The sequence below is a fragment of the Rhodococcus sp. IEGM 1381 genome, assembly GCF_030056795.1.
Taxonomy (GTDB): Bacteria; Actinomycetota; Actinomycetes; order Mycobacteriales; family Mycobacteriaceae; genus Rhodococcoides.
The window spans coordinates 53832-78497 of record NZ_JASHKQ010000014.1 but is presented as its reverse complement, the minus strand read 5'-3'; the positions used below and the strand labels follow the sequence as shown (position 1 = coordinate 78497).

Sequence of the window (24666 nt, the reverse complement as noted above, 5' to 3'; positions counted from 1 at the left end):
ACACCGAGCGTCCGTGGCCGAGGCGACGCCTCAGGTCGCGCTGCGCTCGTCGGAACCCATGGCACCGAGAACGGCCATCCGGGTGCTGGCGCTTCCGGTGATCATGTCCTCGCCGACGCCGGTGATGAGCAGATTCCGCCACCGCACCTCGTCGAAGGTCAGAGACGGGGTCGAGTCGATGAAGTCCTCCACCACCTGCAGGAAACGCATGGGGTCGTCACGGAACGGGAAATGTCCGGAGTTCTCGAACACCTCGAGAGTCGAGCCCGGCATGGCCGAGTGGGCGAGGCGTGCATGGCTGACCGGAATGACGGAATCTTGATCACCCCAGACGAGCAGGACGGGCAGGTTCTCGGTGAGATAACAGCGGTCCAGCATCGTGACCACCTGACCTCGCCAGTCCACCACAGCGCGCAGGGTCCGCAGATACGCCTCGTACGTGGTCGGTGCCGGCAGCTCGCTCAACACCCGAATCAGATCCGGGGTGTCGTGCAGCAGCGAACCGGGTCGCAGTGGTGAGCTGTGCAGCTTGCTGAGTATCCCGCCGGCCAGCTTGACCGCGGGTATCGCGCCCGGTAGGCGGAGTAGTTTGACCGCCTCGCTCAGGAACGGCATCGACGCGAGCCGAAGAATGGGGTGCACGTCCTTGGTGACTCCACCGGAGGACACCAGCGCCAGCCTGTCGACCATGTTGGGAAACTGGTAGGCGAACTGCATCGCAACGCCACCACCGAGTGAATGGCCGATGACGGTGACGTGCTCGATGCCGAGAACCGAGAGCAGGTCGCGCATGCCGTTCGCGTACGCGGCGACGGAGTAATCCGCGCGGGGCTTGTCCGAGCGTCCGTGTCCGAGAAGATCCGGCGCAATCACGGTGTAGTTCTTCGCGAGGTGCGGAATCACCTCGTTCCACGTCTCGGAGTTGTCGCCGATCCCATGGATCAACAACACCACCGGGCCCTCACCGGCCATGCGAAACGCTCGCCGATATCCGTGAATGGTCCGGAAGATCAGCCGTGGTTCTTCGTCGGGCACCGGGCGAAGCTTGCGACTGCGCGGAGTGGTAGCCATGTGCGACTCCTGACATTCCCTGGTGCGCCGCACGCGCGACGCAGTACGGCGTCGCCGTGTACGAGTGTGTTGACGGTACGTACCGGAGTACGTGTCGCTACGACTCTCGCACGAGATGACGTTCAGGGCAGAATATCGAGCGTATTTGCGGTTACAGGTATGTTTCGATCCGCTCCCGCTGTCCGATTCGACCGTTGGTACGACTCCACGCTGTGACTACTCACACCGTCGTCGGGTGTCGCATCACTGCCGTTCGGTGTCGTCGCCCTCGTCGAGGCCGGCTTGTTCGGCCAGGAAACGCTCGAATTCGGCACCGAGCTCGTCCCCGCTCGGCAGCGGCTCGTCACCGGCCAGCAACGTCGACTGCTGCTCCTGTGCGGCGACGTACGTGTCGTATTGACGCTCGAGCGCCTGCACCACCGACTGCACCTCGTCGTTTCCGGTGATGTGCTCGTTCACCTGCTCGCGAACTCGCGCCGCGGCCTCGCCGAGTGCCGCGAGCGGAAGATCGAGCTCGGCGGCCTCGCTGACGTTCTCGAGCAGAGTCTCGGCAGCGCCTGGGTAGTCCGTCTGGGCGAGGTAATGCGGAACGTGCACCGAGAAACCCATCGACTCGTGGCCGTGCTGTGCCATCCGAAGCTCGAGCAGCGAGGACGCACTTCCGGGCACCTGCAGGTCGCCCGCCCAGCTGTTTCCCTCTTTGACCAGCTCTCGGTCGCTGGCATGGGCTGTGACCCCGAGCGGGCGCGTGTGCGGAATTGCCATCGGGATGGAGCCGAGACCGATGGTGCGCCGAACACCGAGCTGCTCGGCGAGGAGGCGGACGGCGGTGGTGAACTTCTCCCACCGCAGATCCGGCTCCATACCGGCCAGAAGCAGGAACGGGGTACCGGATCTGTCCTTGACTGCGTAAAGGTTCAACTCGGGGGCGTCGTAGTCCGAGAAGTGGTCGGACTTGAATGTCATCGTCGGCCGACGGGACCGGTAGTCGATCAACTCGTCGACGTCGAACGACGCCACCAATTCGGATTCGAGGCTTTCGCGCAGATGGGTCGTCGCCAACTTCACTGCGTGACCGGCGTCGGAGAATCCCTCCAGGCCGTGCACGAGGACGGGTCCGACGCCGTCGTCGGAGAAGATTTGCGGTGCCGGAAATTCCAGCTCGTACATCTTCGACTGTTCGGTCATGGCCGGGCCCCTTTCGGATCGACTCGTCGGTACCTCGATGCGAGATCCGGGTCAGAATACGCCGACCCTCTGTATGCACCGTGTACGCGCCGACGTCGAACGTGGCGAATCACTGATGGAAAGAACAACCGGACGGCCGTCGTTCATTCCCCAAGTGGTCGTCGGGGTTCCGAGGGATGCCCGTCAGCGGTCGAAGTTGGCCAGCGCGCGGATCTTGTTGGTGACATCCAGCGCGGCAACCTTGTACGCCTCGGACAGCGTCGGGTAGTTGAACACGGCGTCGACGAGGTAGTCGACGGTACCGCCGCATCCCATGACTGCCTGTCCGATGTGCACCAGATCCGTGGCACCGGACCCGAAGATGTGCACACCGAGGATCGACCGGTCTTCGGTGGAGACGAGCAACTTCAACATTCCGTACGAGTCACCGGCAATCTGGCCGCGGGCCAGTTCGCGGTATCTGGATACCCCCACCTCGTAGGGAATCGACCCCTTCGTCAGATCTACCTCCGTCGCACCGACGTACGACACCTCCGGGATCGAATAGATGCCGATGGGCTGGAGGTCGGTCAGTTTCGCGCTGGACTCACCGAACGCGTGATACGCCGCCAGCCTGCCCTGATCCATCGACGTCGCGGCCAGCGCTGGGAACCCGATCACATCGCCGACTGCGTAGATGTGATCGACCTTGGTCTGGAAATGCTCGTCGACGAAGATGCGACCGCGCGCGTCCGCCTCGAGTCCCGCGTTCTTCAGTTCGAGTGCCGTGGTCAGTCCCTGGCGTCCGGCCGAGTACATCACCGTCTCCGCTGGAATGCGCTTGCCGCTTGCGAGCGTGGTGACGGTACCGTTCGGGCCGACGTCGACCGCGGTGACCGCCTCGCCGAATCGGAACGTCACGGCGAGATCGCGGAGATGGAACTGCAACGACTCGATGATCTCGCGATCGCAGAAGTCGAGCATCGAATCGCGTTTCTCGACGACCGTGACCTTGGTGCCGAGGGCCGCGAACATCGACGCATATTCGATCCCGATCACACCTGCTCCGACGACCACCATCGAAGCCGGGATGAATTCGAGATTGAGTATTCCGTCGGAGTCGAGTACTCGGTAGTCGTCGAACGCGACGTCCGCGGGACGGGCCGGCGCGGTTCCGGTGGCGATCACGACGTTGGCGGCTGTCACGGTGATGCGTTCGCCTCGCGAATCGTCCTCGATCGCGATGGTGTTGGCATCGACGAACCGGCCGACACCGATGATCAGTTCGATGCGGTTGCGCAGCAATTGCGAGCGCACCACCTCGATCTCCTTGCCGATGACATGCTGGGTTCGCGCTAGCAGATCGGCCGGAGTGATGTCGGCCTTCACCCGGTAGCTGGCCCCGTACAGCTCACGTTGGTTCATGCCCGTGAGGTAGAGAACGGCCTCGCGCAGCGTCTTCGACGGGATGGTCCCGGTATTGACGCAGACCCCACCGAGCATGTGTCCCTTCTCCACGATCGCCACTCGCTTGCCGAGCTTCGCAGCCGCGATGGCCGCCTTCTGGCCGCCGGGGCCGGAGCCGATGACCACCAGGTCGTACTCCATGGGTTCAGACATTGCTCATAGATACCGGTCGCACGCAAAGACTGCGTGCCCACCCGGTCACAACCTTGTGAACTCCACGATTCGGTACGCCGAACCCATGCAGATGTCGCCACGTGCTGATGCGTTGTGCGAGGCTGAACCGAGCACGCAACACACGATTTTCAGTGGAGGAACACATGCCGCAGCAGGTCCGCGCCGTCGTCGCCAAGAGCAAGGGCGCACCCGTCTCCATCGAGACGATCACCATCCCCGATCCCGGCCCCAACGAGGTCGTCGTGAAGATCCAGGCCTGCGGGGTGTGCCACACCGACCTGCACTACCGCGAAGGCGGCATCAACGACGAATTCCCGTTCCTGCTCGGACACGAAGCCGCCGGCATCGTCGAGACCATCGGCGACCGCGTCGAGCACGTCGAGGTCGGCGACTTCGTCGTACTCAACTGGCGCGCGGTGTGCGGGGAATGTCGAGCCTGCAAGCGCGGCACCCCGTGGTACTGCTTCGACACCCACAACGCCGCCCAGAAGATGACCCTCGCCGACGGCACCGAGCTGACACCGGCTCTGGGAATCGGCGCGTTCGCCGAGAAGACCCTCGTCCACGAAGGCCAGTGCACCAAGGTCGCTGCCGACGCCGATCCCGCGGTCGTCGGGCTGCTCGGCTGTGGAGTGATGGCCGGACTGGGAGCGGCGATGAACACCGGCCACGTCTCACGCGGTGATTCGGTGGCCGTGATCGGCTGCGGCGGTGTCGGTGATGCCGCGATCGCCGGAGCGCGCCTGGCCGGGGCGTCGACGATCATCGCCGTGGACCGTGACAAAGGAAAACTCGACTGGGCCCTCGAACTCGGAGCCACCCACACCGTCGACTCCTCAGTTTTCGACGCGGTCGAGGCCATCCAAGAGCTCACCGGCGGCTTCGGTGCCGACGTGGTCATCGATGCCGTCGGCCGCCCGGAGACCTGGAAGCAAGCCTTCTACGCCCGCGATCTCGCCGGAACCGTCGTGCTCGTCGGTGTCCCGACCCCGGAGATGACCCTCGAGATGCCGCTCATCGACTTCTTCTCCCGCGGCGGATCGCTCAAATCCTCCTGGTACGGCGACTGCCTACCCGAGCGCGACTTCCCGCAGCTGGTGGATCTGTATCAGCAGGGCCGGTTGCCGCTCGAGAAGTTCGTTTCCGAGCGCATCGGCATCGAGGACGTCGAGGCTGCATTCGACAAGATGCATCAGGGCACCGTGCTGCGTTCGGTGGTGGTTCTGTGAGCGGGACATTTCGTGTCCAGAACGTCGTGACTTCAGGAACGTTCAGCCTCGACGGTGGCACCTGGGACGTGGACAACAACATCTGGCTGATCGGTGACGACGACGAGGTCGTCATCGTCGACGCCGCCCACACCGCGGCCCCTATCGTCGACGCGGTGGCCGGCCGGACTGTCAAGGCAATCATCTGCACCCACGGTCACAACGATCACGTGACCGTCGCCCCCGAGCTCGCCGACACCCTGGATGCGCCGATTCTGCTGCACCCCGCCGACGACATGCTGTGGGAGCAGACTCACCCGGGGGTCGGGCACTCGACCCTCGAGGACGGTCAGCGCGTCACCGTCGCGGGAACCGACATCCTGGCGCTGCACACCCCCGGACATTCACCCGGCTCGACGTGCCTGTACCTGCCCGAAGCGGGGGAGTTGTTCTCCGGCGACACCTTGTTCTCCGGCGGTCCGGGAGCCACCGGACGGTCGTACTCGGATTTCCCGACCATCATCGGGTCCATCCGCGACCGGCTCTTCGCGCTTCCCGCCGACACCCGCGTCAACACCGGACACGGAGACGGAACCCGTATCGGCGACGAGGCACCACACCTCGAGGAATGGATCGCCCGCGGCAGCTGAATTTGCGACACTGCGGTAGGTCGCCTGCCGCGTTCGAGGTGGTCGGAATGAGACAGTGGTGGGACGCCGGAGCGTGTGCTGCGGCGTCCCACCGACCCGAAGAGGACGTCTTGTGAGCCCCGCCGCACGCAGAACCCACCTGTCCATCACCGCGACCTCGGCGGCGATCGCAGCTCTCGTGCTGGCCGGCTGCAGCTCCACCGTTACGGGAACCCCCGAACCCAGCGCCGGCAGTACGACGGCGTCGCAATCCGGGACAGATCTGAACACACTGCTGATCGACCCGTCGAGCTTTCCGGCACCGTACGACGCCCTGGTGCTGCCCCAGCAGGCCATCTCGCAGGCGGCCCCCGACCTCAGCGGAATACCCGCCGGTGCAGAGGTCAGCCCAGCCGGATGCAAGCCGGCCGATCAGGACTTCGGCCCCACCGGCACGGCCATGATCGTCGGCACCGACAACGACAGCCGGTCGACCATCTCCATCGAATTGACCGCAGTCGACGAGCCGCTCTCGACCCGAATGGAGCAGCTCGAACAGTGCGGCGAGGTGACGGCCACCAAATCGGGCGCCACCTCGACGGTGACCTCCACGTTGACCCCTGCACCTCCGATCGATGCGGACGACACCTTGGCCGTCCGTCAGACGGTGGCGTCGGGAGCCGGTGGCGACGCGGTCACTCAGTCGATGCTGACGCTGATGGCACAGATCGACGACGTGCGGGTGGCGGCCACCTTCATGTCGTTCGGTTCCGAGACGCCCGACGCGATGACGCTGGACGAGCTCTTCACCGCGGCGGTGCAGAAGGTCAAGCAGGGGTGACCCGCGCCTAGCAGAAGGGGCCGACAGATATCGGTCGACAACTGCGCGTGCGGCGCGGTTCGTCCACAGAAGGCTCGTTCTCCACAGGGCTTTACGGAAGCCCAGCTCGCGCTGCGTTCCACGATCACAGTGCCGCGAGAATTTCGGTCATGTACACACCGACGAATTCTCACGACAACTTCGACTCTCGCCGCCGCGTGCGACTCGGCGACGCCAGCGATCTCATGGCAGCGGTCCCGGCCATGCTCGGCTTTCATCCCCACCGTTCCATCGTGCTCATCGCGGTCAAGGACGGCGGCGCGAGCGTGGGTCCCACGATGCGTCACGACCTGGTGCTGGCAGGTGAGCACATCGATCGGCGCGCCGGCAGCGGTACCCGGGCGACACCGGAGATGCTCGACGTCATCGGCTATCTGGCCGGCTATTGCGCGTCCGAGAACATCCCTGCCGTCATCGCGGTGTTCGTCGACGACCGCCTCGATCGGGCCGTCAGAGGTACCCATCTGCTCGATGTCGAGGCTGTGGTGGGGGAGCTGGTCACCACTCTTGCATCGTTCGGGATAGAGCTCTGTGCGGCCCTCGCGGCGGCGGAGATCGCCGACTCCGCCGTGTGGTGGTCGGTGTCCGGGCCGCAGCGGCACGGCCGAATATCCGATCCGTCGACGTCACCGCTGACCGTCGCCCGCGTGCTCGACGGCTACTCGGTACGACGGTCGAGGCGCGAGCTGGCCGAGACCATCGCGCCGGGCCCCGAAGGCACAGTACGGGCCGTGGCCGCCGAGATCGCGCGCCTCGGTCCCGGCGGACGTTCTCGCACCGATGAATTGACAGCGGTCCTGTCGTACGTCGCGCGGGCCCCGTACGACACAGAACTGGACCCGGTCGACATTGCTCGGATCGCAGTCGCGATCCGAGCGGTTCAGGTTCGCGACGCGTTGCTTGCCTTGACACTCGGTGACGATGCGGGGTTTGTCGAGGAATTCTGGGCGATGATCTCCCGCTTGCTCCCACGGCGCGAAAGAGCCATCGCTGCAACGCTTCTGGCGTTCAGCGCGTACGTTCGCGGCGACGGACCGATGGCTCGTATCGCGATCGATGCGGCCCTGGAAGCGGACGAGAAATACAGCCTGGCGCGATTGCTGGACAGATCGCTCAGAGCCGGTGCCGGCCCGGAACTGGTTCGCGAAGTCGCCGAGAGTGGATTCGCGTGTGCACGTGCATGCGGCGTTCGGCTACCCGGCGACCCGTTCGGTCGACGCTGACTGCGATGTCAGCTCGTCAGCGTGCGGCGTGGGAACGATCGCCCAGTTGCTGCAGAAAAGCCCAGGCGTCGGCCACGATTCGATCGAGATCGGTCAGCTCCGGCGACCACTTCAGCTCCTCCATTGCTCGTGCACTGGAGGCGATCAGAACGGCAGGATCGCCCGTGCGCCGGGGAGCGTGTTCGACGGTGATGGGCAGGCCGGTGACCCTCTCGCAGGACGAGATGACCTCGTGTACGGAGAAGCCGGTACCACTACCGAGGTTGTAGATGGTGTGCTCACCCGGCTGCGCCGCGTCGACCGCAAGAATGTGCGCCTCGGCAAGATCCGCGACGTGGATGTAGTCCCGGACCGCTGTGCCGTCGGGAGTGGGCCAGTCGGTGCCGAATACCGAGATCTTGTCGCGCTGCCCGAGCGCAACCTGCAGCACGAGCGGAATCAGATGGGTCTCGACGACGCGATTCTCACCGAAGCCGTTGTAGGCACCGGCGACGTTGAAGTAGCGGAGGCTGGTGGCGGCGAGACCGTACGCCGACGCGTAGGACGTGATCGCATGGTCGATCGCGAGCTTGGTGGCACCGTAGGGATTGGTCGGCCGGGTAGGGGCATCCTCGGTGATCGGCGTCTTCTCGGGCTCGCCGTAGGTGGCCGCAGTCGAGGAGAACACCAGTTTCGGAGTTCCGGAAGCCCGCATTGCGTCGAGCAGGGCCAGCGAGGTGACGACGTTCCCGCTCCAGTATTTGTCGGGTGCAACCACCGACTCACCCACGAGCGACTGCGCGGCGAAGTGCAGTACGGCGTCGAACCCGCCGCCGCTCAGCACCTCCGCAGCCACGTCTTTGACGTCACCTTCGACGAACGTGGCACCACCGGGTACAGCGTCCCGATTCCCGGTGCACAGGTTGTCCACGACGACGACATCGTGGCCGCGCTCGACAAGCACGGCCGCACAGACGCTGCCGACGTATCCCCCACCACCGGTAACCAGAAGCTTCACTGTTCGCTCTCCCTCACACGCTTACGGCACCGCCGACAGTGTGAGGTCAGACCCTCTTCACCTGGACGGCGTGTGCCATTTCATCGGATATGTCGACACCGCTGTGCCCTGGCACGGTGATCGTGACGGACCCGGGCTTGGCCTCGACTGTAACCCGAGCGTCGGGAACAACGCCCGCTTCACGAAGCTGCGCGATCACTTCGGGGTCGGACTGAACATGCTCGGCCAGGCGGCGTACGACCACTGCGGTCGGCTGGCCGACCGGCACATCGGTGAGACGGATGAGAGCCTCGGGAGCAAGGGTCGACTGACCGAGACCGAGCTCGGCCAATCCCGGGATGGGGTTTCCGTAAGGCGATGTGGTCGGGTTGTTCAGCACGGTGACCAGACGACGCTCGACTTCCTCGCTCATCACGTGTTCCCAACGGCACGCCTCGGCGTGTACGTCTTCCCAACGCAGACCGATGATGTCCACGAGCAGCCGCTCCGCCAAGCGGTGCTTGCGCATGACGGCAACCGCCAGACTGCGACCCTTCTCGGTCAGCTCCAGGTGCCGGTCTCCCGCGACGGACAACAAGCCGTCGCGCTCCATCCGCGCAACAGTTTGGCTGACGGTGGGACCGCTTTGTTCGAGCCGCTCGGCGATTCGCGCGCGGAGCGGAATCACACCCTCTTCTTCCAAATCGTAGATCGTCCGGAGATACATCTCCGTGGTGTCGACCAGATCCTTCACACTCAACCCCTTCGTCGGGCTCGATCCTACCGTCAGCGCCCCGAAATCGGCGCTGCACCCAACCGGCATGGGCGCTGCACCCAACCGGCATGGGCGCGGCGCACCACAACGGTGCTCGTCGTTTCCCGTGGTTTCTCACAGGGGGACAGATGGCACAACACCGGAACCGTGCCACACCATTCCACCCGACAACGTAGTTTTGTCCGTATGTCTGACAAGGCGACACGCGCCGCTGAGTACATCCCGAACCGCCCCGAGGACATCGTCGTGTGGAGCGAGGACTACCTCGGCTATCGGTGGAGCGACGACCACCCGATGAATCCCACTCGACTCGATCTGACAATGGCACTCGCCACCGACATCGGAGTGCTCGCGGGAGTCGAACTCGTCGAGCCCGCTGCCGCCCCGGATTCCGAGCTGTTGCGATTTCACACCAGCGCCTACATCGAGGCGGTCAAACGGGCACCGTCGCAGGGCCCGGCCCTGCGTGATCCCGACGACGTCGTTCACGGGCTCGGTTCCGACGACAACCCGGTGTTTCCGCAGATGCACGAGGCGAGCGCCATGCTGGCCGGCGGTTCGTTGGCCGCAGCCCGCGAGATCGCGTCGGGTCGTGCCCGCCGCGCGGTGAGTATCGGTGGCGGGATGCACCATGCCATGGCCGACTGGGCCTCGGGCTTCTGCGTCTACAACGACGCCGCGATCGCCATCTCGTGGTTGCTGGACAACGGATTCGACAGAATTGCCTACATCGACGTCGACGCCCATCACGGTGACGGCGTTCAGGCCGCTTTTCTCGGCGACCCCCGCGTACTCACCGTCTCCCTGCACCAACATCCAGCGACGTTGTGGCCGAACACCGGTTGGTCGACCGAGGTGGGAACCGAAGGCGGTGAAGGAACCTCGATCAACGTCCCGTTGCTGCCGGGCACCGCGGATCGATTGTGGTTGCGTGCGTTCCACGCGATCGTGCCCGGTGCCGTCGGGGCGTTCAAGCCCCAGATCATCGTCAGTCAATGCGGTGTGGACAGCCACCGCGAGGATCCCCTCGCCGATCTCGCCCTGACCGTCGACGGCCAGAATGCCGCGTTCCTGGCCATGCGCGATCTCGCCGACAAGCACTGCGAGGGCAGATGGTTGGCCGTCGGCGGCGGAGGATACGGCCTCGTGCGTGTGGTCCCGCGGTCGTGGACGTACCTCATCGCCGCCGCACTCGGCCGCGAGATCGATCCAACCTCAGCGCTGCCGGACACCTGGCGTGAGCGAGTGCGGACGATGGCACCGAGTGTCGACCTCCCACAGACGATGGGTGACGGGGGAGACGTGGACTATCCCGCCTGGGACGGACCCGGTGGGTCTCTCGCCGGAACCGACGGCACCGACAGGGCGCTCGAACGCGTCGACTCGGCGATCACAGCCACCCGCCGGGCAGTGTTTCCGCTGCTCGGCCTCGATCCGGAGGACCCGCGTGACTGATCGGACCGGCACCTCGTCGTCGAACTCCTCGTCCGACGACCCTGCCGCTGAGCCCAGCGCACACGACCTGGCACGAGAGCGCGCGGAAACGTCGTTCCCGCGTCATTGGGTTGCCGACGTACTGACCTCCGACGGTGGCGTCGTGCATCTGCGTCCCATCGTCCCGTCGGACTCCGAGCGCATCGTCGCCTTCCACGGTCGACTTTCCGAACGGACTAGGTACCTGCGATATTTCGGTCCGTACCCCACCATGCCTCAGCGTGACGTGCTCAACTTCACCACCGTCGATCACCACGACCGCGTTGCGTTCGTGGCCGTACTCGGCGACGACATCATCGCGGTCGGCCGGTACGAACGTCTGCCCGAGGGCGACGGCAACTCGGCCGAAGTGGCCTTCGTCGTTGCCGACGCACACCAAGGCCGCGGACTCGGACCTATCCTGCTCGAGCATCTCGCAGGAGCCGCCGCCGAGAACGGCGTCAACATGTTCGTCGCCGAGGTGCTCGCCGAGAACCGGAACATGGTCACGGTCTTCCGGGAAGCGGGCTACCAGGTCAGCAGGTCCTTCGAGGGTGGCGTACTGCGGCTGGAATTTGCCATCGATCCGAGCGAGGCGTTGCTGTCGGTGCGCAATTCACGTGAGCGCGCCGCCGAGGCGCGCAGCGTACGGAACGTGCTCAGCCCCCGGTCCGTGGCCGTGATCGGAGCGTCGACGGACAGCTCGAAGGTGGGCAACGCGGTGCTCGCCAATCTGCTGGCCGGCAACTTCACCGGCCCGGTCTATCCGGTCAATGCAGACCACCGGTCGGTCCGCGGCGTTCGTGCCTACGCCACGGTGCACGACATTCCAGACCCGGTCGACCTCGCGATCGCAGCGGTTCCGGCCGACGCCATCGACGCGGTACTCGACGACTGTCTGGATAAGGGTGTCAAAGCACTGTTGGTGGTGTCGGGTGGATTCGGCGAGACCGGGCCTGCGGGGCAGGAGAGCGAGCGCAGGTTGGTACTCGCAGCGAGGGCGCACGGGATGCGATTGATCGGGCCCAATGCGCTGGGAGTGGCGAACACCGACCCCGAGTTCGGGTTGAACGCCACCCTCGCTCCGCATCTGCCGACGCCCGGCAACGTCGGTTTCTTCTGCCAGTCCGGCGCTCTCGGCATCGCGATCCTGGACGAGGCCGCCAACCGCAGGCTCGGTCTCTCGACGTTCGTCTCGGCAGGTAACCGAGCCGACGTGTCCGGCAACGACCTGTTGCAGTACTGGGACTCGGACCCGGCAACCGAGGTGATCCTGCTGTACCTCGAAAGCTTCGGTAACCCGAGAAAGTTCACCAGAATCGCTCGCCGGGTGGCGCGCAGCAAACCCATCATCGCCGTCAAGAGTGGACGCGGAGCCGTTCCGCCCGCACATGCGATCGGCGCCGATATCGACGATTCGATCGTGCGTGCTCTGTTCGCACAGGCAGGCGTCATCCAGGTCGACACCATCTCGGAATTGTTCGACTGCGCGGTCCTGTTCGGTAATCAGCCTCTGCCGGTCGGACCGAGGGTCGCAGTCGTCGGGAACTCGACGGCGCTCGGTGTGCTGGCGGTCGATGCTGCGCGGGCCAAGGGATTGCACGCGAGCACCCCGATCGATGTCGGCCCGCAAGCCGGTCCCGAGAATTTCGCCGAGGCCGTCTCGTCGGCACTGGCCGCGTCGGACATCGACGCCGTCATCGTCGTGTTCGTACCTCCGGTTGCCGTCGAGGTCGAACCGTTCGCGGCGGCTCTGGGAAACGCTGTCCGTGGTTCCGACAAGCCCGTGCTGTCGACGTTTCTCGCCACCGAAGGGATTCCCGACGTACTGGCCGTGCGCGGACCGAGCGGTCATCCGATTCGTGGTTCGGTTCCCTCGTACTCGAGCCCGGAGCGGGCGGTTGCTGCTCTGGCCGCGGCATGGCGCTACTCCTCGTGGCGGTCGCGACCGGTGTCGAACCTGGTTCGGCCCAAGAGCATCGATTCCGAGGGTGCGAAGAACCTGGTCGAGCGATGGCGTTCGGCCGGCAACCGGGGACGTTGGCTGTCGGATTTCGAGACCGCAGAACTGCTGGCCTGCTACGGGCTGGAGGTCGTGCCGTTCCGCGTCGTGACCGACGAGGACGAGGCCGTGGCCGCAGCCGACGAACTGGGCTACCCGGTGGCGGTGAAAGCGACGGGCGAACGGTGGCGGCATAGGCCCGATCTCGGGGGAGTTCGTCTGGACATGGCCGACGCTTCCGCAGTGCGGGTGGCGTACCGCAATCTGGCAGCCGATTCGGGCGAGCCGCTGCTGCACGTCCAGCGGATGGCTGTCAAAGGAATCGGCTGCGTCGTACGGGTTCAGGACGACCCCTCGTTCGGCTCGCTCATCTCGTTCGGCCTGGCCGGCGTCATCTCGGACCTGTTGGGCGACCGGGCGTTTCGGGTACTTCCACTGACCGAGGACGAAGCTGCCCAATTGATCGACGCGCCGAAGGCGGCACCGCTACTGTCCGGTTATCGCAATGCGGTGCCTGTCGACAAGAAGGCCCTGATCGATCTGGTTCAGCGGATATCCGCACTCGCAGAGGACATCCCGGATATCAGGGAGATTTCGTGCGAGCCGGTGCTGGCGTCCGCCGACGGCGCGCAGATCACCGATGCGCGCGTGCGTATCGGGCCCGAACCGACCAAGGCCGATCTCGGCCCGCGTCGGCTGCGCTGAACGAGGCAGGCTTCGAAATGGCGGAAGCCGAGTCGACATCCCGGGGGAGGGAATGTCGGCTCGGCTACCGCATGAGGTGGTGCGAACGGGGATGCTCACCGCCGCTCCACCGGTCGGTGGCTGCGGTCAGCTGGCGTAGGACCGCAACTTTTCGGCGCGGTCGCCCTGCCGCAGCTTGACCATCACCTCGCGCTCGATCTGGCGAACACGCTCACGAGACAGACCGAACAGCTTGCCGATCTGATCGAGAGTGCGGGGCTGCCCGTCGTCGAGGCCGTAGCGAAGTCGAATGACCTGCTGCTCACGCTCGTCGAGTGTGCCGAGCACTACTCGGACGTCGCTGTGCAGCAAACCGGCGATGACGGCATTCTCGGCCGACGTCGCCTCCGAGTCCTCGATGAAGTCTCCGAGGGGTGCTTCCTCGTCGCTGCCGACCGGCATGTCCAGGCTGACCGGGTCGCGGCTGTGATCGAGCAGATCGGCGATCTTCTCGACGGCAATGCCGGATTCGCTCGACAACTCCTCGTCGGTCGCCTCACGGCCGAGCTGCTGATGGAGCTCACGCTTGATTCTGGCCAGCTTGTTGACCTGTTCGACGAGGTGGACAGGCAGCCGGATGGTGCGGCTCTGATCGGCCATGCCGCGGGTGATGGCCTGCCGGATCCACCAGGTCGCGTACGTGGAGAACTTGAAGCCCTTGGCGTAGTCGAATTTCTCCATTGCGCGAATCAGACCGAGGTTGCCCTCCTGGATCAGGTCGAGCAGAGGCATACCGCGACCGGTGTAGCGCTTGGCGAGAGAGACGACCAGGCGAAGGTTGGCTTCGAGCAAGTGGCTCCGCGCTGCGCTACCGTCACGAACGATGATGGCGAGGTTGCGCTTCTTGACCGCGCTCAGACGCTTGGTGTTCTCGAGAACCTGCTTGGCGTACAGACCAGCCTCGATCCTCTTTGCGAGATCGACTTCTTCGGCAGCCGTCAGCAGTGCCGTGCGACCGATACCGTTGAGGTATACGCGAACGAGATCGGCTGCTGGGCTCTGGGCGTCCAGATCGGCGTCGGTGGGCCGTGGACGAATCGTGGTGCTGGGGCTGGTCATGACTTGCCTCCTGGTCGGTGGTGTCTCACAAGGTTCAACGCTCGGGAGACTCCGATAAGTTCCCACGCCGATCCTTCTGATACCCGCGTGACCAGGGTTTACGTCATGGTTGTCCTGAGAAGTTGCTGAGAACTGAGACCGCTGGGAACAGCGCCTTGCGCGAGGCACTCTGCGGCGGTCTCATCGGGCCGGTCGAACCAGGCCATGCCGGACGAGCCCCTGCATCATCGTCACGGCGTGCGCAGCCAGATCTTCGGGGTCTTCGTCGTGCGCAGCGGCGAGCAACTCGACCAGTTCGCCGACCGGCAGACCATCGGGTCGGAGGCCGGCGAGCAATGCTGCACCCAGTTCGTCGATGTCGTGCTGCCATTGCGGGCCGTTGCCGCGGTGAACCCGCACCGCCACCGGAGCCCAACCCTCGTCGCCGGGTATGTAGACGCGTTCGAGTGCCGTGTTCGGGTCCAGAGTGAGCACCGAGTCGAGAATGTCGTGCTCGCGCAGCCAGGCCAACCGCGCGAAGTACTCGATCGATTCGTTTCCGAGAGGGTCCGAGAAGCCATGCGTAAGTTCCTCGGCGAGAAGATCGGTCGGTGTGTCGGTACGGCGGAGATAGACGAAGCCGAAGCCGATTCCCTCCACGTCGGCGGCGGCGAAGTGGTCGAGCCATGACTGCGCAACCGCGGCCGCGTCGGGATCGCGGGGGTCGAGGCCGCCGTCGCGCATCCAGGTACCGACATAGAGAGCCGGATCGGCGACGTCGCGTTCGACGACCCAGGCGTCGATCCCGTGCGCAGGCAGCCACGACGCCACCCGCGTGCGCCAGTCCTCGCCTCGGACATGGACCCAGGACGCCAGGATGGCAGCCGTGCCGCCCGGGGCCAGGTGCTCCGGGGCCTGCCCGATCATCAACGCGCTTGCACCGTCGAGGTCGAGCCCGGAATCGCGATAGGAATGCTGCACTTCGGCGCGCCCTACGACGAACGGTGGGTTGGCCACGATGCGATCGAACCGGCGCCCTGCCACCGGCTCGAACCACGACCCGTGCAGCAACTCGACCTCGAGGCCGTTGATCGCCATTGTCGCGGCCGCGAGATCCATGGATCTCGGGCTGATATCGGTTGCGGTCACCTGCTCGGCGTAGCCGCGGGCGTGGACAGCTTGGACGCCGCAGCCGGTGCCGACATCCAGAACGGTCGAGACCGGGGACGTGGGCGTCCCTCGCAGCAGTGACAGCGAGGCCTGGCCGACGCCCAGTACGTGGTCGGCCGCGGTCTCGGCTACCCGCATGCTGCCGTCCGGATCCGAGACGATCCACCGGGTGCCGTGTCCGGCATCGAGCGGTCGAATGTCGAGCAACGTCCGCACCGCGGATCCGGAGCGGTGGAGAATGCCGGCCGCGACGGCGTCGGCGACGCTCAAGGGGGCGATGGCGTCGGCGACCTCGGACTCGGGGCAATCGTCGACCAGAAGAAACAGGCGCACAAGTACACCCAGCGCGCCGGAGCCCCAGCTGGCGTTGCGGACAGGGACCGGCTCACTGCGTCCGAGTGCCGCGTGAGCGTCGTCGCCGAGCATCGCCAGGACGCCGTCCGCGTCGTACCCGCTTCGCTCGAAGGCCTGTCGGAGTTGCGAGCATGCGGCGATCAGCGGGGGAGTGGAAGTCGGTGCAGTCACTGCGCAAGTGTCGCATCGGCACTCCGGCCGGTGTCAGTCGTCGCCCGGTTCGATCACTCGGTGATTGCTCGATTCCAACTGTGGCTTGTCCACGGTTCGGTAGTCGTACCGGCTCATTTCGTCCTTCGTGCGCGGCGGTCGATCGTTGGCGATCAACACCGCCATCCACGGCAGCGGAATGGACGCGCCGACGATCGCCATGGAGATCCACGGGTTCATCCACATTCCGTAAGCGAGGGCAGCCAGCACCAACGCCGGGATACGAAAGGACATGATGAACATGTACTTTCGTACACGCTTCTTGTGCTGCTCTTCGACCGACTGTTGTGCCTCGGTGATCAGTACAGGCCCATCCGGCGAGTCGCTGTACGCGCTGCCGTCGAACCCTGGGGTCCTTGTCATACCTCCACTGTGGCACTACCGCTCACAGAATGCATACGACGAGCTGTGGAACCGGTTACCCCCTGCTGTGGATCCACGGATTAATCTGTGTTCATGAGCACTCAGACGAAGGACCGTCCCGACATTGCGCCGGACGAGACCACCGAGGACGACCGGCCGAAGTTCTTCCATTACGTGAAGAAGAACAAGATCGCCGAGAGTGCCGTGATGGGTACACACGTGGTCGCACTGTGCGGTGAGGTGTTTCCTGTCACCAAGTCCGCAAAGCCCGGATCTCCCGTGTGCCCCGACTGCAAGAAGATCTACGAGGGCCTGAAGAAAGGCGAGTGACGACCTACTCGGCTGTGGGCTCGGGGCGATCCGGCCGGGCACGATCTCCCGCCAGTTTGATCGGTCCCGTGGCGAGCCGTCGAGCAACGGCAGTCATCGGTCCCGACGGCTTCTCGTCGGTGGCTGCCTGCGCCGCGATCCACTCGCGCATCTGGTCCATTCGAGTTGCCCGGGCCGGCCAGAACTCCTGAATCGTGGCGTTGAACTCGGCTCCGAGAACGACGGCGAAGCCGAGGAAGAACGTGAACAGCAAGAATGCGATCGGCGTGGCGAGCGCGCCGTAGGTGTACCCCGTGCTCGTCACCCAGGTGAGGTATCGGCGGAGCACCGCACTGGCGATCATGAAGAACACGCCTGCGAGCAATGCCCCACCGAGCAGTCGGTGCCACGGCAGCGAGGTGTGCAGAGCGAGCTTGTACAGAGTGGTCAGACCGATGATCAGAAGCAGACCGACGGCCGGGTAATAGAAGAAGTCGATCAGTTCGCTGCCGAAAGTGATCCACGAATCGGGCAATATCTGCTGGACGTACACCGGTCCGAGTGCGACGAGAGGAAGCACGAACACCGCGATGATCAGAAAGCCGACGTAGAGAAGCAGCGCGAAGAACCTTTGCCAGACGGGATTTCGCGCGTCGGCCTGTCCATGCGCTTCGACGATGGAGTCCACGAACGTCGAGATCGCTGACGAGCCGGCCCACAGCGACAGCAGGAAGCCGACCGAGACGATCTCGCCGCTACCTTGCGCAAGAACGTCTCTGACGGTCGGAGCGATGATCTGATCGACCACACTGCTGCTGAAGAGTGTGTTGCTGAAGGTGATGATCTTCGACTCGATGATATCGACGGTGTTGGGGCCGAACCACCCGCCGACGAATCCCAGGCTGCCCAGCACGCCGAGAAGGAGCGGCGGCAGCGAGAGGGTCTGCCAGAACGCCGCCGTGGCGGCCTTGCTGAAGATCGAGTCGTCCCACGCTTTGCTCAGGGTGCGCAGCGTCACTTTCCACACCGCACGTATCGGCTTTCTCGCCGACAACCGTTCCGGTGTCGGCGTTACGCCTGTTGACTCACTCATGGTCGCTCCAGCATTCCTGACGAAAGGCGTCTTCGCCTAACGACCGACCCGCCGTGTCGCGTCCGGTTCACCCCAGCGATGCGGGATCGGCCGGTGTGGAGCGATAGGCTCCTCGGCGGACACTGCAGGGCTACCGAGAGCGCGAGGAATTACATCGATGCCAGGAACCGGCGGCCAGTGAGCGCTGACATGTTCGATCCCACACCACAATCCGAGCAGGTAGCTGCCCCCGTGAGCGGGGGAGCGCCGCTGCGCGCGTGGCAGCGGCGTGCGTTGACGAAGTACCTGGTGGCCTCACCGAAGGACTTCCTGGCCGTCGCGACACCGGGCGCGGGTAAGACGACGTTCGCTCTGCGCGTGGCTGCGGAGTTACTGGCCCATCGCACGGTCGATCAGGTGACCGTCGTGGCACCCACCGAGCACCTCAAGCATCAGTGGGCGGAGTCGGCGGCGAGGGTGGGGATCGCTCTGGACTCACGCTTCTCGAACTCGACCGGTCAGACGTCCAGCGACTATCACGGCGTGGTCGTGACGTACGCACAGATCGCCTCGCATCCGTTCAAGCATCGGGTGCGTACCGAAGCGCGCAAGACCCTTGTGATCCTCGACGAGATTCACCACGGCGGCGATGCGAAGAGCTGGGGAGAAGGCATTCGCGAGGCCTTCGGCGACGCCACCCGACGTCTCGCACTGACCGGTACCCCGTTCCGTAGCGACGACAGTCCCATTCCGTTCGTCAACTACGAACCGGACCAGGACGGGTTGATGCGGTCCAAGGCGGACCACTCGTACGGGTATTCCGACGCGTTGGCCGACGGCGTCGTTCGACCGGTGGTCTTTCTTGCATATTCCGGAGAAGCGCGTTGGCGAGACAGCGCGGGTGAGGAATACACCGCCCGACTGGGCGAGCCGCTCAGTGCCGAGCAGACCGCGCGGGCTTGGCGGACAGCACTCGACCCGCAGGGCGACTGGATGCCCGCCGTGCTGTTGGCTGCCAATACCCGTCTGGCTCAGCTTCGTGCGGGCGGAATGCCCGACGCGGGCGGGCTCGTGATTGCCACCGATCAGACGGTGGCGCGGGCGTACGCGAAGCTCATCGAGGTGATCACGGGGGAGACGCCGGCCATCGTCCTGTCGGACGATCCCACGTCCTCGGCTCGGATCGCCGAGTTCGGCAAGAGCGACCAGCGGTGGATGGTGGCCGTTCGGATGGTGTCCGAGGGCGTCGACGTGCCGCGTTTGGCTGTCGGCGTGTACGCGACCAGTGCGTCGACTCCGCTGTACTTCGCGCAGGCAATCGGTCGATTCGTGCGGTCGCGGCGCAAGGGAGAGACGGCGAGTGTCTTCCTGCCGTCGGTACCGGTGCTGCTGGATCTCGCATCTCAGCTCGAGGCGCAGCGTGACCACATTCTCGGCAAGCCGCACCGCGAGAAAGACGGATTCGACGACGAGCTCCTGGCCGATGCGAACAAGCAGAAGGACGAACTCGGCGAGGAGGAGAAGGCGTACACCTCCCTGGGCGCGGACGCCGAACTCGACCAGGTCATCTACGACGGTTCCTCGTTCGGAACCGCGACGTTCTCGGGCAGCGACGAGGAAGCGGATTACCTCGGGTTGCCCGGGCTGCTCGACGCCACGCAGATGCGCGACCTGCTGCGTCAGCGTCAGCAGGAACAGATCGACAAGCCCGCGGCCGGCCCGTCTGTTCCAGCCCCTCCCGTCGTCAACGACAGGGCCGCCAGTGCGGGCCAGCTTGCCGGCCTGAGGCGTGAACTGAACAGTTTGGTTGCGGTGTACCACCATCGCACCGGAAAGCCGCACGGTGTGATTCACGGCGATCTACGACGCATCTGCGGCGGCCCGCCGACGGCGATGGCGTCGGCCGATCAATTGGGCGAGCGGATCGCTCAGTTGCGAAAGATGTAAAGCGGGCACACGAAAGAACGGACGGTCTGCAGACCGTCCGTTCTTTCGTGAGATTCGATCGTGGCGAACCTGTGTCCCCCGACGTCTCGGTGGATTACACCGTGGAGTCCGATTCGGTCATCACCGTTGCGTTCACTTCACGCAGACGGGCTTCGTGCTCGGCGGCGTGGTGACCGCAGAAGAGAAGTTCTCCACCGGTCGAGAGCACGACACGCGCGCGAGCCCCTGCACCGCACCGGTCGCACCGGTCCGCTGCTGTCAATTGTGGGCTGGTCAATGTTCCGGGCATGACTCCTCCGTACTGGCTTGCGGGTTGTCCCGTTCGCCTGGGGCCGGTCCGCCGCGTCGGTATGGCGCGGTTCGTTCACTCTGTCAGACGTATGGCGGTCACGCGTTGTTCCCGAGCGCGTTTCTTTGTGTTGTCACTAACACGAAACATGCCTCACGAGCTGGAACGTCGTGAAATCTGTTCGCTGAGAGCAGACACGGCTCGCAGCGAGCCGCGGCAGTAGGGTCGCCGTTGTGGCTTCGACTTCTCATTCGCTGTCCGGCGCATCGAAGCTGGGTATTCCGTCGCTGTTCGTGATCGGTGCGGTGTGCATGTACGTCGGTGCGGCGATCGGTGTCTTCTTGTTCGACACCGTCGATCCGGCCGCGGTGGCGTGGCTGCGGGGTTTCGGCGCGGCTCTGGTGTTGGTGGTCTGGCGGCGGCCCTGGCGGCACCGCGCCGGGGCGGGCGGCACGTGGTCCGTGCGGCGACTGTGCACGGCAGCCGCGTTCGGCGGTGCGACGATCGGCATGAACGCGATGTTCTACGAGGCCATCGCCCGGCTTCCGCTGGGCGCGGCAGTAGCAATCGAGTTTCTCGGGCCCATCGCGGTCGCAGCAGCCGGTTCGAGGAAACCGGGCGACGTGTGTGCGCTGCTCCTGGTCGTTGCCGGCGTCGGTGCCATCGCCTCCGCGCAGTTCGAGGGCGGCGAAGTGGGCCTGGTAGGAATCGCATTCGCGCTGGGTTCGGCGGCCTTGTGGGCCGCCTACATCGTCCTGGGTAAGTCCGTTGCCGATGCAGGTCAGGGTCTCGACGACATGGCTGCCGGGTTCGGCATCGCGTCGGTGATTCTTGCCGTGCCGTTGTTCGGGCCGTTTGCACTCGCTCATGCCGACGCTCTGGGGGACTGGCGGATCTGGGTTCTGGGATTGGGCGTCGGTCTGCTGTCGAGTGTGGTTCCGTACGTTCTCGATCAGTACGTCCTGGTGCGAGTCGGGAGGGCGCGGTTCGCTCTGCTGCTGGCGCTTCTCCCGGCGACGGCCACGGTGGTCGGCGCCGTGGTCCTGACTCAGATTCCCACCACCCTGGAGGCTGTCGGAATCGCGGCTGTCATCGCGGCGGTGGTCGTCGGTGGGCTCCCATCCGGCAGAGATCGCGGCGTTGTCGACGTTCCGCCGCCCTGACGGGGGCTCCACCCGGCAGAATGAAGTCGTGACCAGTAAGCAGGACGACCTCGTTCACATCTGCACCGCAGGGGAGTGGTTGTCGATGCGGGGGCAGGCCGAATACGTACCGGACTCGTACGGCGAGGTGGGCTTCGTCCACCTGTCGACGCCGCAGCAAGTGCATCTGCCTGCAAATCGGCTGTTCCCGGGGCGAGAGGATCTCGTTCTGCTCCGTCTGGATCCCGCTCGACTGAATGCACCCGTTCGATGGGAACCCGGCGTGCCGTCCGATCCGGAGTCCATGCGCTTTCCACATTTGTACGGGCCGCTACCGATCGCGGCCGTCACGGCAGTGCTCGACTATCGGCCCGGGCCGGATGGATCGTTCTCGGTGCCACCGATGTGACGACACCGTGCCCTGACGACGAGAACGACGACCGCCGATCTCGAGGATCGACGGTCGTCGTTGTTCGAATCGGGTCACTCAGTCCAGGTAGTCGCGCAAGACCTGTGAACGGGACGGGTGACGCAGCTTGGACATCGTCTTGGATTCGATCTGGCGGATTCGCTCACGGGTGACCCCGTACACCTGTCCGATCTCGTCGAGGGTGCGCGGCTGGCCGTCGGTGAGGCCGAAGCGCAGACGGACCACGCCGGCTTCACGCTCGGAAAGAGTCTCGAGCACCGACTGGAGCTGGTCCTGCAGCAGCGTGAACGACACTGCGTCGACGGCAACGACTGCCTCGGAGTCCTCGATGAAATCACCGAGCTGGCTGTCGCCCTCGTCGCCGATGGTCTGGTCGAGGGAGATCGGTTCACGCGCGTACTGCTGGATCTCCAGCACCTTTTCGGGTGTGATGTCCATTTCCTTGGCGAGCTCTTCGGGAGTGGGCTCGCGACCCAGGTCCTGAAGCAGTTCGCGTTGGATGCGGCCGAGCTTGTTGATGACCTCGACCATGTGAACCGGGATACGAATAGTGCGGGCCTGATCGGCCATGGCCCGAGTGATGGCCTGTCGGATCCACCAGGTGGCGTACGTGGAGAACTTGTAGCCCTTGGTGTAGTCGAACTTCTCGACTGCGCGAATGAGACCGAGGTTGCCCTCCTGAATCAGGTCCAGGAAGGCCATGCCACGACCGGTGTAGCGCTTTGCGAGCGAGACGACGAGCCGAAGGTTGGCTTCGAGCAAGTGGTTCTTGGCGCGGTTGCCGTCACGGCAGATCCACGTCATGTCGCGACGCTGCGCGACGGGGAGCTTCTCGCCCTTCTCCGCGGATTCGCGCATCTTCTCGACTGCGAACAGGCCTGCCTCGATGCGCTTGGCCAGTTCGACTTCCTCCTCGGCGTTGAGGAGGGCGACCTTGCCGATCTGCTTGAGGTAGGCGCGGACGGAGTCGGCGGAGGCCGTGAGTTCGGCGTCCTTGCGGGCCTGCCGGAGCGCCTCGGATTCTTCTTCGTCCCAGACGAAGTCACCGGAAGCCTTGTCTTCGGCGGTCGGCTCGGTGGTGGCGTCCTCTTCGGTGTCGTCACCAGCGGCGACGACCTCGACGACATCGTTCGCGGCAGCGGCGAGGTCGCCCTCAGAGATGTCGATGTCTTCGATGCCGGGGGTGCTCTCTTCGGCGTCGTCCCCGGTCGCGGGTGTTGCTGTCTTCTTTGCTGCGGCCTTCTTCGCCGGTGCCTTCTTGGCTGCGGCGCGCTTGGCGGGTGCCTTCTTGGCCGGTGCCTTCGCAGCGGGTGCCTTGACAGCAGGTGCAGGTGCCGCAGACTCGGTCTCGGAATCTACGGTCTGACGGATATCGGTGGCTGCCACGTACGCCCTTTCGTGACGAAGTCGTGCGGCGTCACGCCAGAGTTGTTTCCGGCGGAGAGGTCTTGGGATTCGGGCCGGCTGCGTACCGGCACACACCATTGTAACGACCTCTCAGGAGTTTGTTACCGACCCTCGTCCTACGCGGGTGGCGACGCCGCGTGTCAGTGCGCCGATCCAGCGGATGTGCCGGTTTCTGCGGACGGAACTGCGCTGTCCGCAGCGAGTGCGGCACCGACGATCCCGGCAGTGTTCAGCAAGGTTGCCGGCACCACGGGAGTGCGGTTCGTCAGATGTGGAATCCACTTCTCGCTCTTGCGGCTGATCCCGCCACCGGCGATGAACAGATCCGGCCACAGCAGCGCCTCGAACGTCGCCAGAACCTTCGAGACCTCCTTGGCCCATTCCTTGTACGACAACCCCTGATTCTCCTTGACCGACGACGCTGCACGGTGCTCGGCTTCCTTGCCGTCGATCTCCATGTGGCCGAATTCGGTGTTGGGCAGCAGCACCCCGTTGTGCAGCACTGCCGAGCCGATCCCGGTGCCGAACGTCAGTAGTACGACGACACCGTCCTTGCCCTTGCCGCCGCCGTACTTGTCCTCGGCGATTCCGGCCGCATCGGCATCGTTGAGGACGGTGATGTTCTCGGTTCCGATGGCCTCGGCGAACAGCGCTCGGGCGTCGGTGTCGATCCAGGACTTGTCGATGTTGGCCGCCGAACGAGCCACGCCGTTGGTCACCACGGCGGGAAGTGTGACGCCTACCGGACCGGTCCACTCGAAGTGAGCGACGATCTCCGCGACGGTTCGCGCGACGGCATCCGGCGTGGACGGCTGGGGAGTCTCGATCTTGTAGCGGTCGCCGACGAGGTCACCGGTGCTCAGGTCGACGATTCCGCCTTTGATGCCGCTGCCGCCGACGTCGACGCCGAATCCGTGGCGCGCCGCCCCGCCGGGGGTGTTGTCCGAACCTGCCTGTGTCATGTGGATGCCGCTCCTGGCCTGATCGAATCCGTGTGGTGCCGTCGCTTCCGAACAATAGTGCCGTTTCGGTGTTCGTGGAACGCCGACGTGGCCCCGATGTGCTCGGTGAGTCGCTGCGGTGGTGCTCGGCCGTCGGTGTGTGTTGCGATGTACGTGTGCCGAAATCAGACGGATCGCAGAACGA

General features: G+C 65.0%; 22 protein-coding genes. 10 read left to right on the top strand and 12 right to left on the bottom strand.

The features are described 5' to 3' along the window. Window positions 1–30: 30 nt before the first annotated feature. The 3 genes from QM797_RS21715 to sthA all read right to left on the bottom strand — a co-directional run bounded on the left by QM797_RS21715 (window position 31) and on the right by sthA (window position 3858). Window positions 31–1071, bottom strand: a complete 1041-nt coding sequence (locus QM797_RS21715) for an alpha/beta fold hydrolase (protein ID WP_283277725.1) — start codon at window positions 1069–1071, stop codon at window positions 31–33. A gap of 243 nt (window positions 1072–1314) precedes the next feature. Further along, entirely contained in the window at window positions 1315–2259 is a 945-nt protein-coding gene (locus QM797_RS21710) for a proteasome assembly chaperone family protein (RefSeq protein WP_283277724.1), read from the bottom strand. 183 nt (window positions 2260–2442) lie between these two features. After that, a complete protein-coding gene (gene sthA, locus QM797_RS21705; RefSeq protein ID WP_283277723.1) occupies window positions 2443–3858 on the bottom strand; it encodes a Si-specific NAD(P)(+) transhydrogenase in 1416 nt (471 codons plus the stop codon). A gap of 164 nt (window positions 3859–4022) precedes the next feature. Between sthA and QM797_RS21700 the strand changes: the two genes are divergently transcribed. The 4 genes from QM797_RS21700 (at window position 4023) to QM797_RS21685 (ending at window position 7819) form a co-directional block, all read left to right on the top strand. Next, the gene (locus QM797_RS21700; protein WP_283277722.1) at window positions 4023–5108 is read left to right on the top strand and encodes an S-(hydroxymethyl)mycothiol dehydrogenase; all 1086 of its coding nucleotides are present in this window, start codon (window positions 4023–4025) and stop codon (window positions 5106–5108) included. Beyond that, window positions 5105–5737: an MBL fold metallo-hydrolase gene (locus QM797_RS21695; protein ID WP_283277721.1), complete on the top strand. Its 633-nt coding sequence runs from the start codon at window positions 5105–5107 to the stop codon at window positions 5735–5737. The genes QM797_RS21700 and QM797_RS21695 overlap by 4 nt, the downstream gene beginning before the upstream one ends. Window positions 5738–5849: 112 nt before the next feature. Then, the gene (locus QM797_RS21690; protein WP_283277720.1) at window positions 5850–6557 is read left to right on the top strand and encodes a DUF5642 family protein; all 708 of its coding nucleotides are present in this window, start codon (window positions 5850–5852) and stop codon (window positions 6555–6557) included. Window positions 6558–6706: 149 nt separating this feature from the next. Beyond that, entirely contained in the window at window positions 6707–7819 is a 1113-nt protein-coding gene (locus QM797_RS21685; RefSeq protein ID WP_283277719.1) for a DUF4192 domain-containing protein, read from the top strand. A gap of 16 nt (window positions 7820–7835) precedes the next feature. Here the strand turns inward: QM797_RS21685 and galE are convergent, their stop codons facing one another. Next, window positions 7836–8816 (bottom strand): UDP-glucose 4-epimerase GalE, encoded by a 981-nt coding sequence (galE, locus tag QM797_RS21680; protein WP_283277718.1) that lies wholly within the window; start codon window positions 8814–8816, stop codon window positions 7836–7838. Between the two features lie 46 nt (window positions 8817–8862). Continuing rightward, window positions 8863–9549 (bottom strand): iron-dependent transcriptional repressor DtxR, encoded by a 687-nt coding sequence (locus QM797_RS21675; protein ID WP_032403288.1) that lies wholly within the window; start codon window positions 9547–9549, stop codon window positions 8863–8865. Between the two features lie 207 nt (window positions 9550–9756). Between QM797_RS21675 and QM797_RS21670 the strand changes: the two genes are divergently transcribed. Together QM797_RS21670 and QM797_RS21665 are read left to right on the top strand one after the other, a co-directional pair. After that, window positions 9757–11025, top strand: a complete 1269-nt coding sequence (locus QM797_RS21670; RefSeq protein WP_283277717.1) for an acetoin utilization protein AcuC — start codon at window positions 9757–9759, stop codon at window positions 11023–11025. Between the two features lie 67 nt (window positions 11026–11092). Next, complete coding sequence (locus tag QM797_RS21665; RefSeq protein WP_283277757.1) at window positions 11093–13750, top strand: bifunctional acetate--CoA ligase family protein/GNAT family N-acetyltransferase; 2658 nt, start codon at window positions 11093–11095, stop codon at window positions 13748–13750. Window positions 13751–13876: 126 nt separating this feature from the next. Here QM797_RS21665 and QM797_RS21660 read toward each other — a convergent pair whose 3' ends face one another. The 3 genes from QM797_RS21660 to QM797_RS21650 all read right to left on the bottom strand — a co-directional run bounded on the left by QM797_RS21660 (window position 13877) and on the right by QM797_RS21650 (window position 16924). Continuing rightward, window positions 13877–14848 (bottom strand): sigma-70 family RNA polymerase sigma factor, encoded by a 972-nt coding sequence (locus QM797_RS21660; protein ID WP_032377730.1) that lies wholly within the window; start codon window positions 14846–14848, stop codon window positions 13877–13879. 180 nt (window positions 14849–15028) lie between these two features. Beyond that, window positions 15029–16522, bottom strand: coding sequence for a DUF7782 domain-containing protein (locus QM797_RS21655; protein WP_283277716.1), 1494 nt, complete (start codon window positions 16520–16522; stop codon window positions 15029–15031). Between the two features lie 33 nt (window positions 16523–16555). After that, a complete protein-coding gene (locus QM797_RS21650; RefSeq protein ID WP_283277715.1) occupies window positions 16556–16924 on the bottom strand; it encodes a DUF3099 domain-containing protein in 369 nt (122 codons plus the stop codon). 93 nt (window positions 16925–17017) lie between these two features. On the opposite strand from QM797_RS21650, the gene QM797_RS21645 reads away from it, so the two are divergent. After that, window positions 17018–17254, top strand: a complete 237-nt coding sequence (locus QM797_RS21645) for a DUF3039 domain-containing protein (RefSeq protein WP_032378432.1) — start codon at window positions 17018–17020, stop codon at window positions 17252–17254. Window positions 17255–17258: 4 nt separating this feature from the next. Here QM797_RS21645 and QM797_RS21640 read toward each other — a convergent pair whose 3' ends face one another. Further along, window positions 17259–18326, bottom strand: coding sequence for a YihY/virulence factor BrkB family protein (locus tag QM797_RS21640; RefSeq protein WP_283277714.1), 1068 nt, complete (start codon window positions 18324–18326; stop codon window positions 17259–17261). Window positions 18327–18515: 189 nt separating this feature from the next. On the opposite strand from QM797_RS21640, the gene QM797_RS21635 reads away from it, so the two are divergent. Next, on the top strand, window positions 18516–20252 hold the full coding sequence (locus QM797_RS21635; RefSeq protein ID WP_283277756.1) for a DEAD/DEAH box helicase: 1737 nt from the start codon (window positions 18516–18518) through the stop codon (window positions 20250–20252). Window positions 20253–20346: 94 nt separating this feature from the next. Here QM797_RS21635 and QM797_RS21630 read toward each other — a convergent pair whose 3' ends face one another. Beyond that, entirely contained in the window at window positions 20347–20541 is a 195-nt protein-coding gene (locus QM797_RS21630; protein ID WP_032377734.1) for a DUF7455 domain-containing protein, read from the bottom strand. 233 nt (window positions 20542–20774) lie between these two features. Between QM797_RS21630 and QM797_RS21625 the strand changes: the two genes are divergently transcribed. Continuing rightward, entirely contained in the window at window positions 20775–21704 is a 930-nt protein-coding gene (locus QM797_RS21625; protein WP_283277713.1) for an EamA family transporter, read from the top strand. A gap of 28 nt (window positions 21705–21732) precedes the next feature. Continuing rightward, complete coding sequence (locus QM797_RS21620; RefSeq protein WP_283277712.1) at window positions 21733–22092, top strand: DUF952 domain-containing protein; 360 nt, start codon at window positions 21733–21735, stop codon at window positions 22090–22092. Between the two features lie 78 nt (window positions 22093–22170). On the opposite strand, the gene QM797_RS21615 is transcribed toward QM797_RS21620, so the two are convergent. Together QM797_RS21615 and ppgK are read right to left on the bottom strand one after the other, a co-directional pair. Beyond that, the gene (locus tag QM797_RS21615; protein WP_283277711.1) at window positions 22171–23499 is read right to left on the bottom strand and encodes an RNA polymerase sigma factor; all 1329 of its coding nucleotides are present in this window, start codon (window positions 23497–23499) and stop codon (window positions 22171–22173) included. A 161-nt stretch (window positions 23500–23660) separates the two neighbouring features. Beyond that, window positions 23661–24482 (bottom strand): polyphosphate--glucose phosphotransferase, encoded by an 822-nt coding sequence (ppgK, locus tag QM797_RS21610; protein ID WP_283277710.1) that lies wholly within the window; start codon window positions 24480–24482, stop codon window positions 23661–23663. Window positions 24483–24666: the final 184 nt, after the last annotated feature.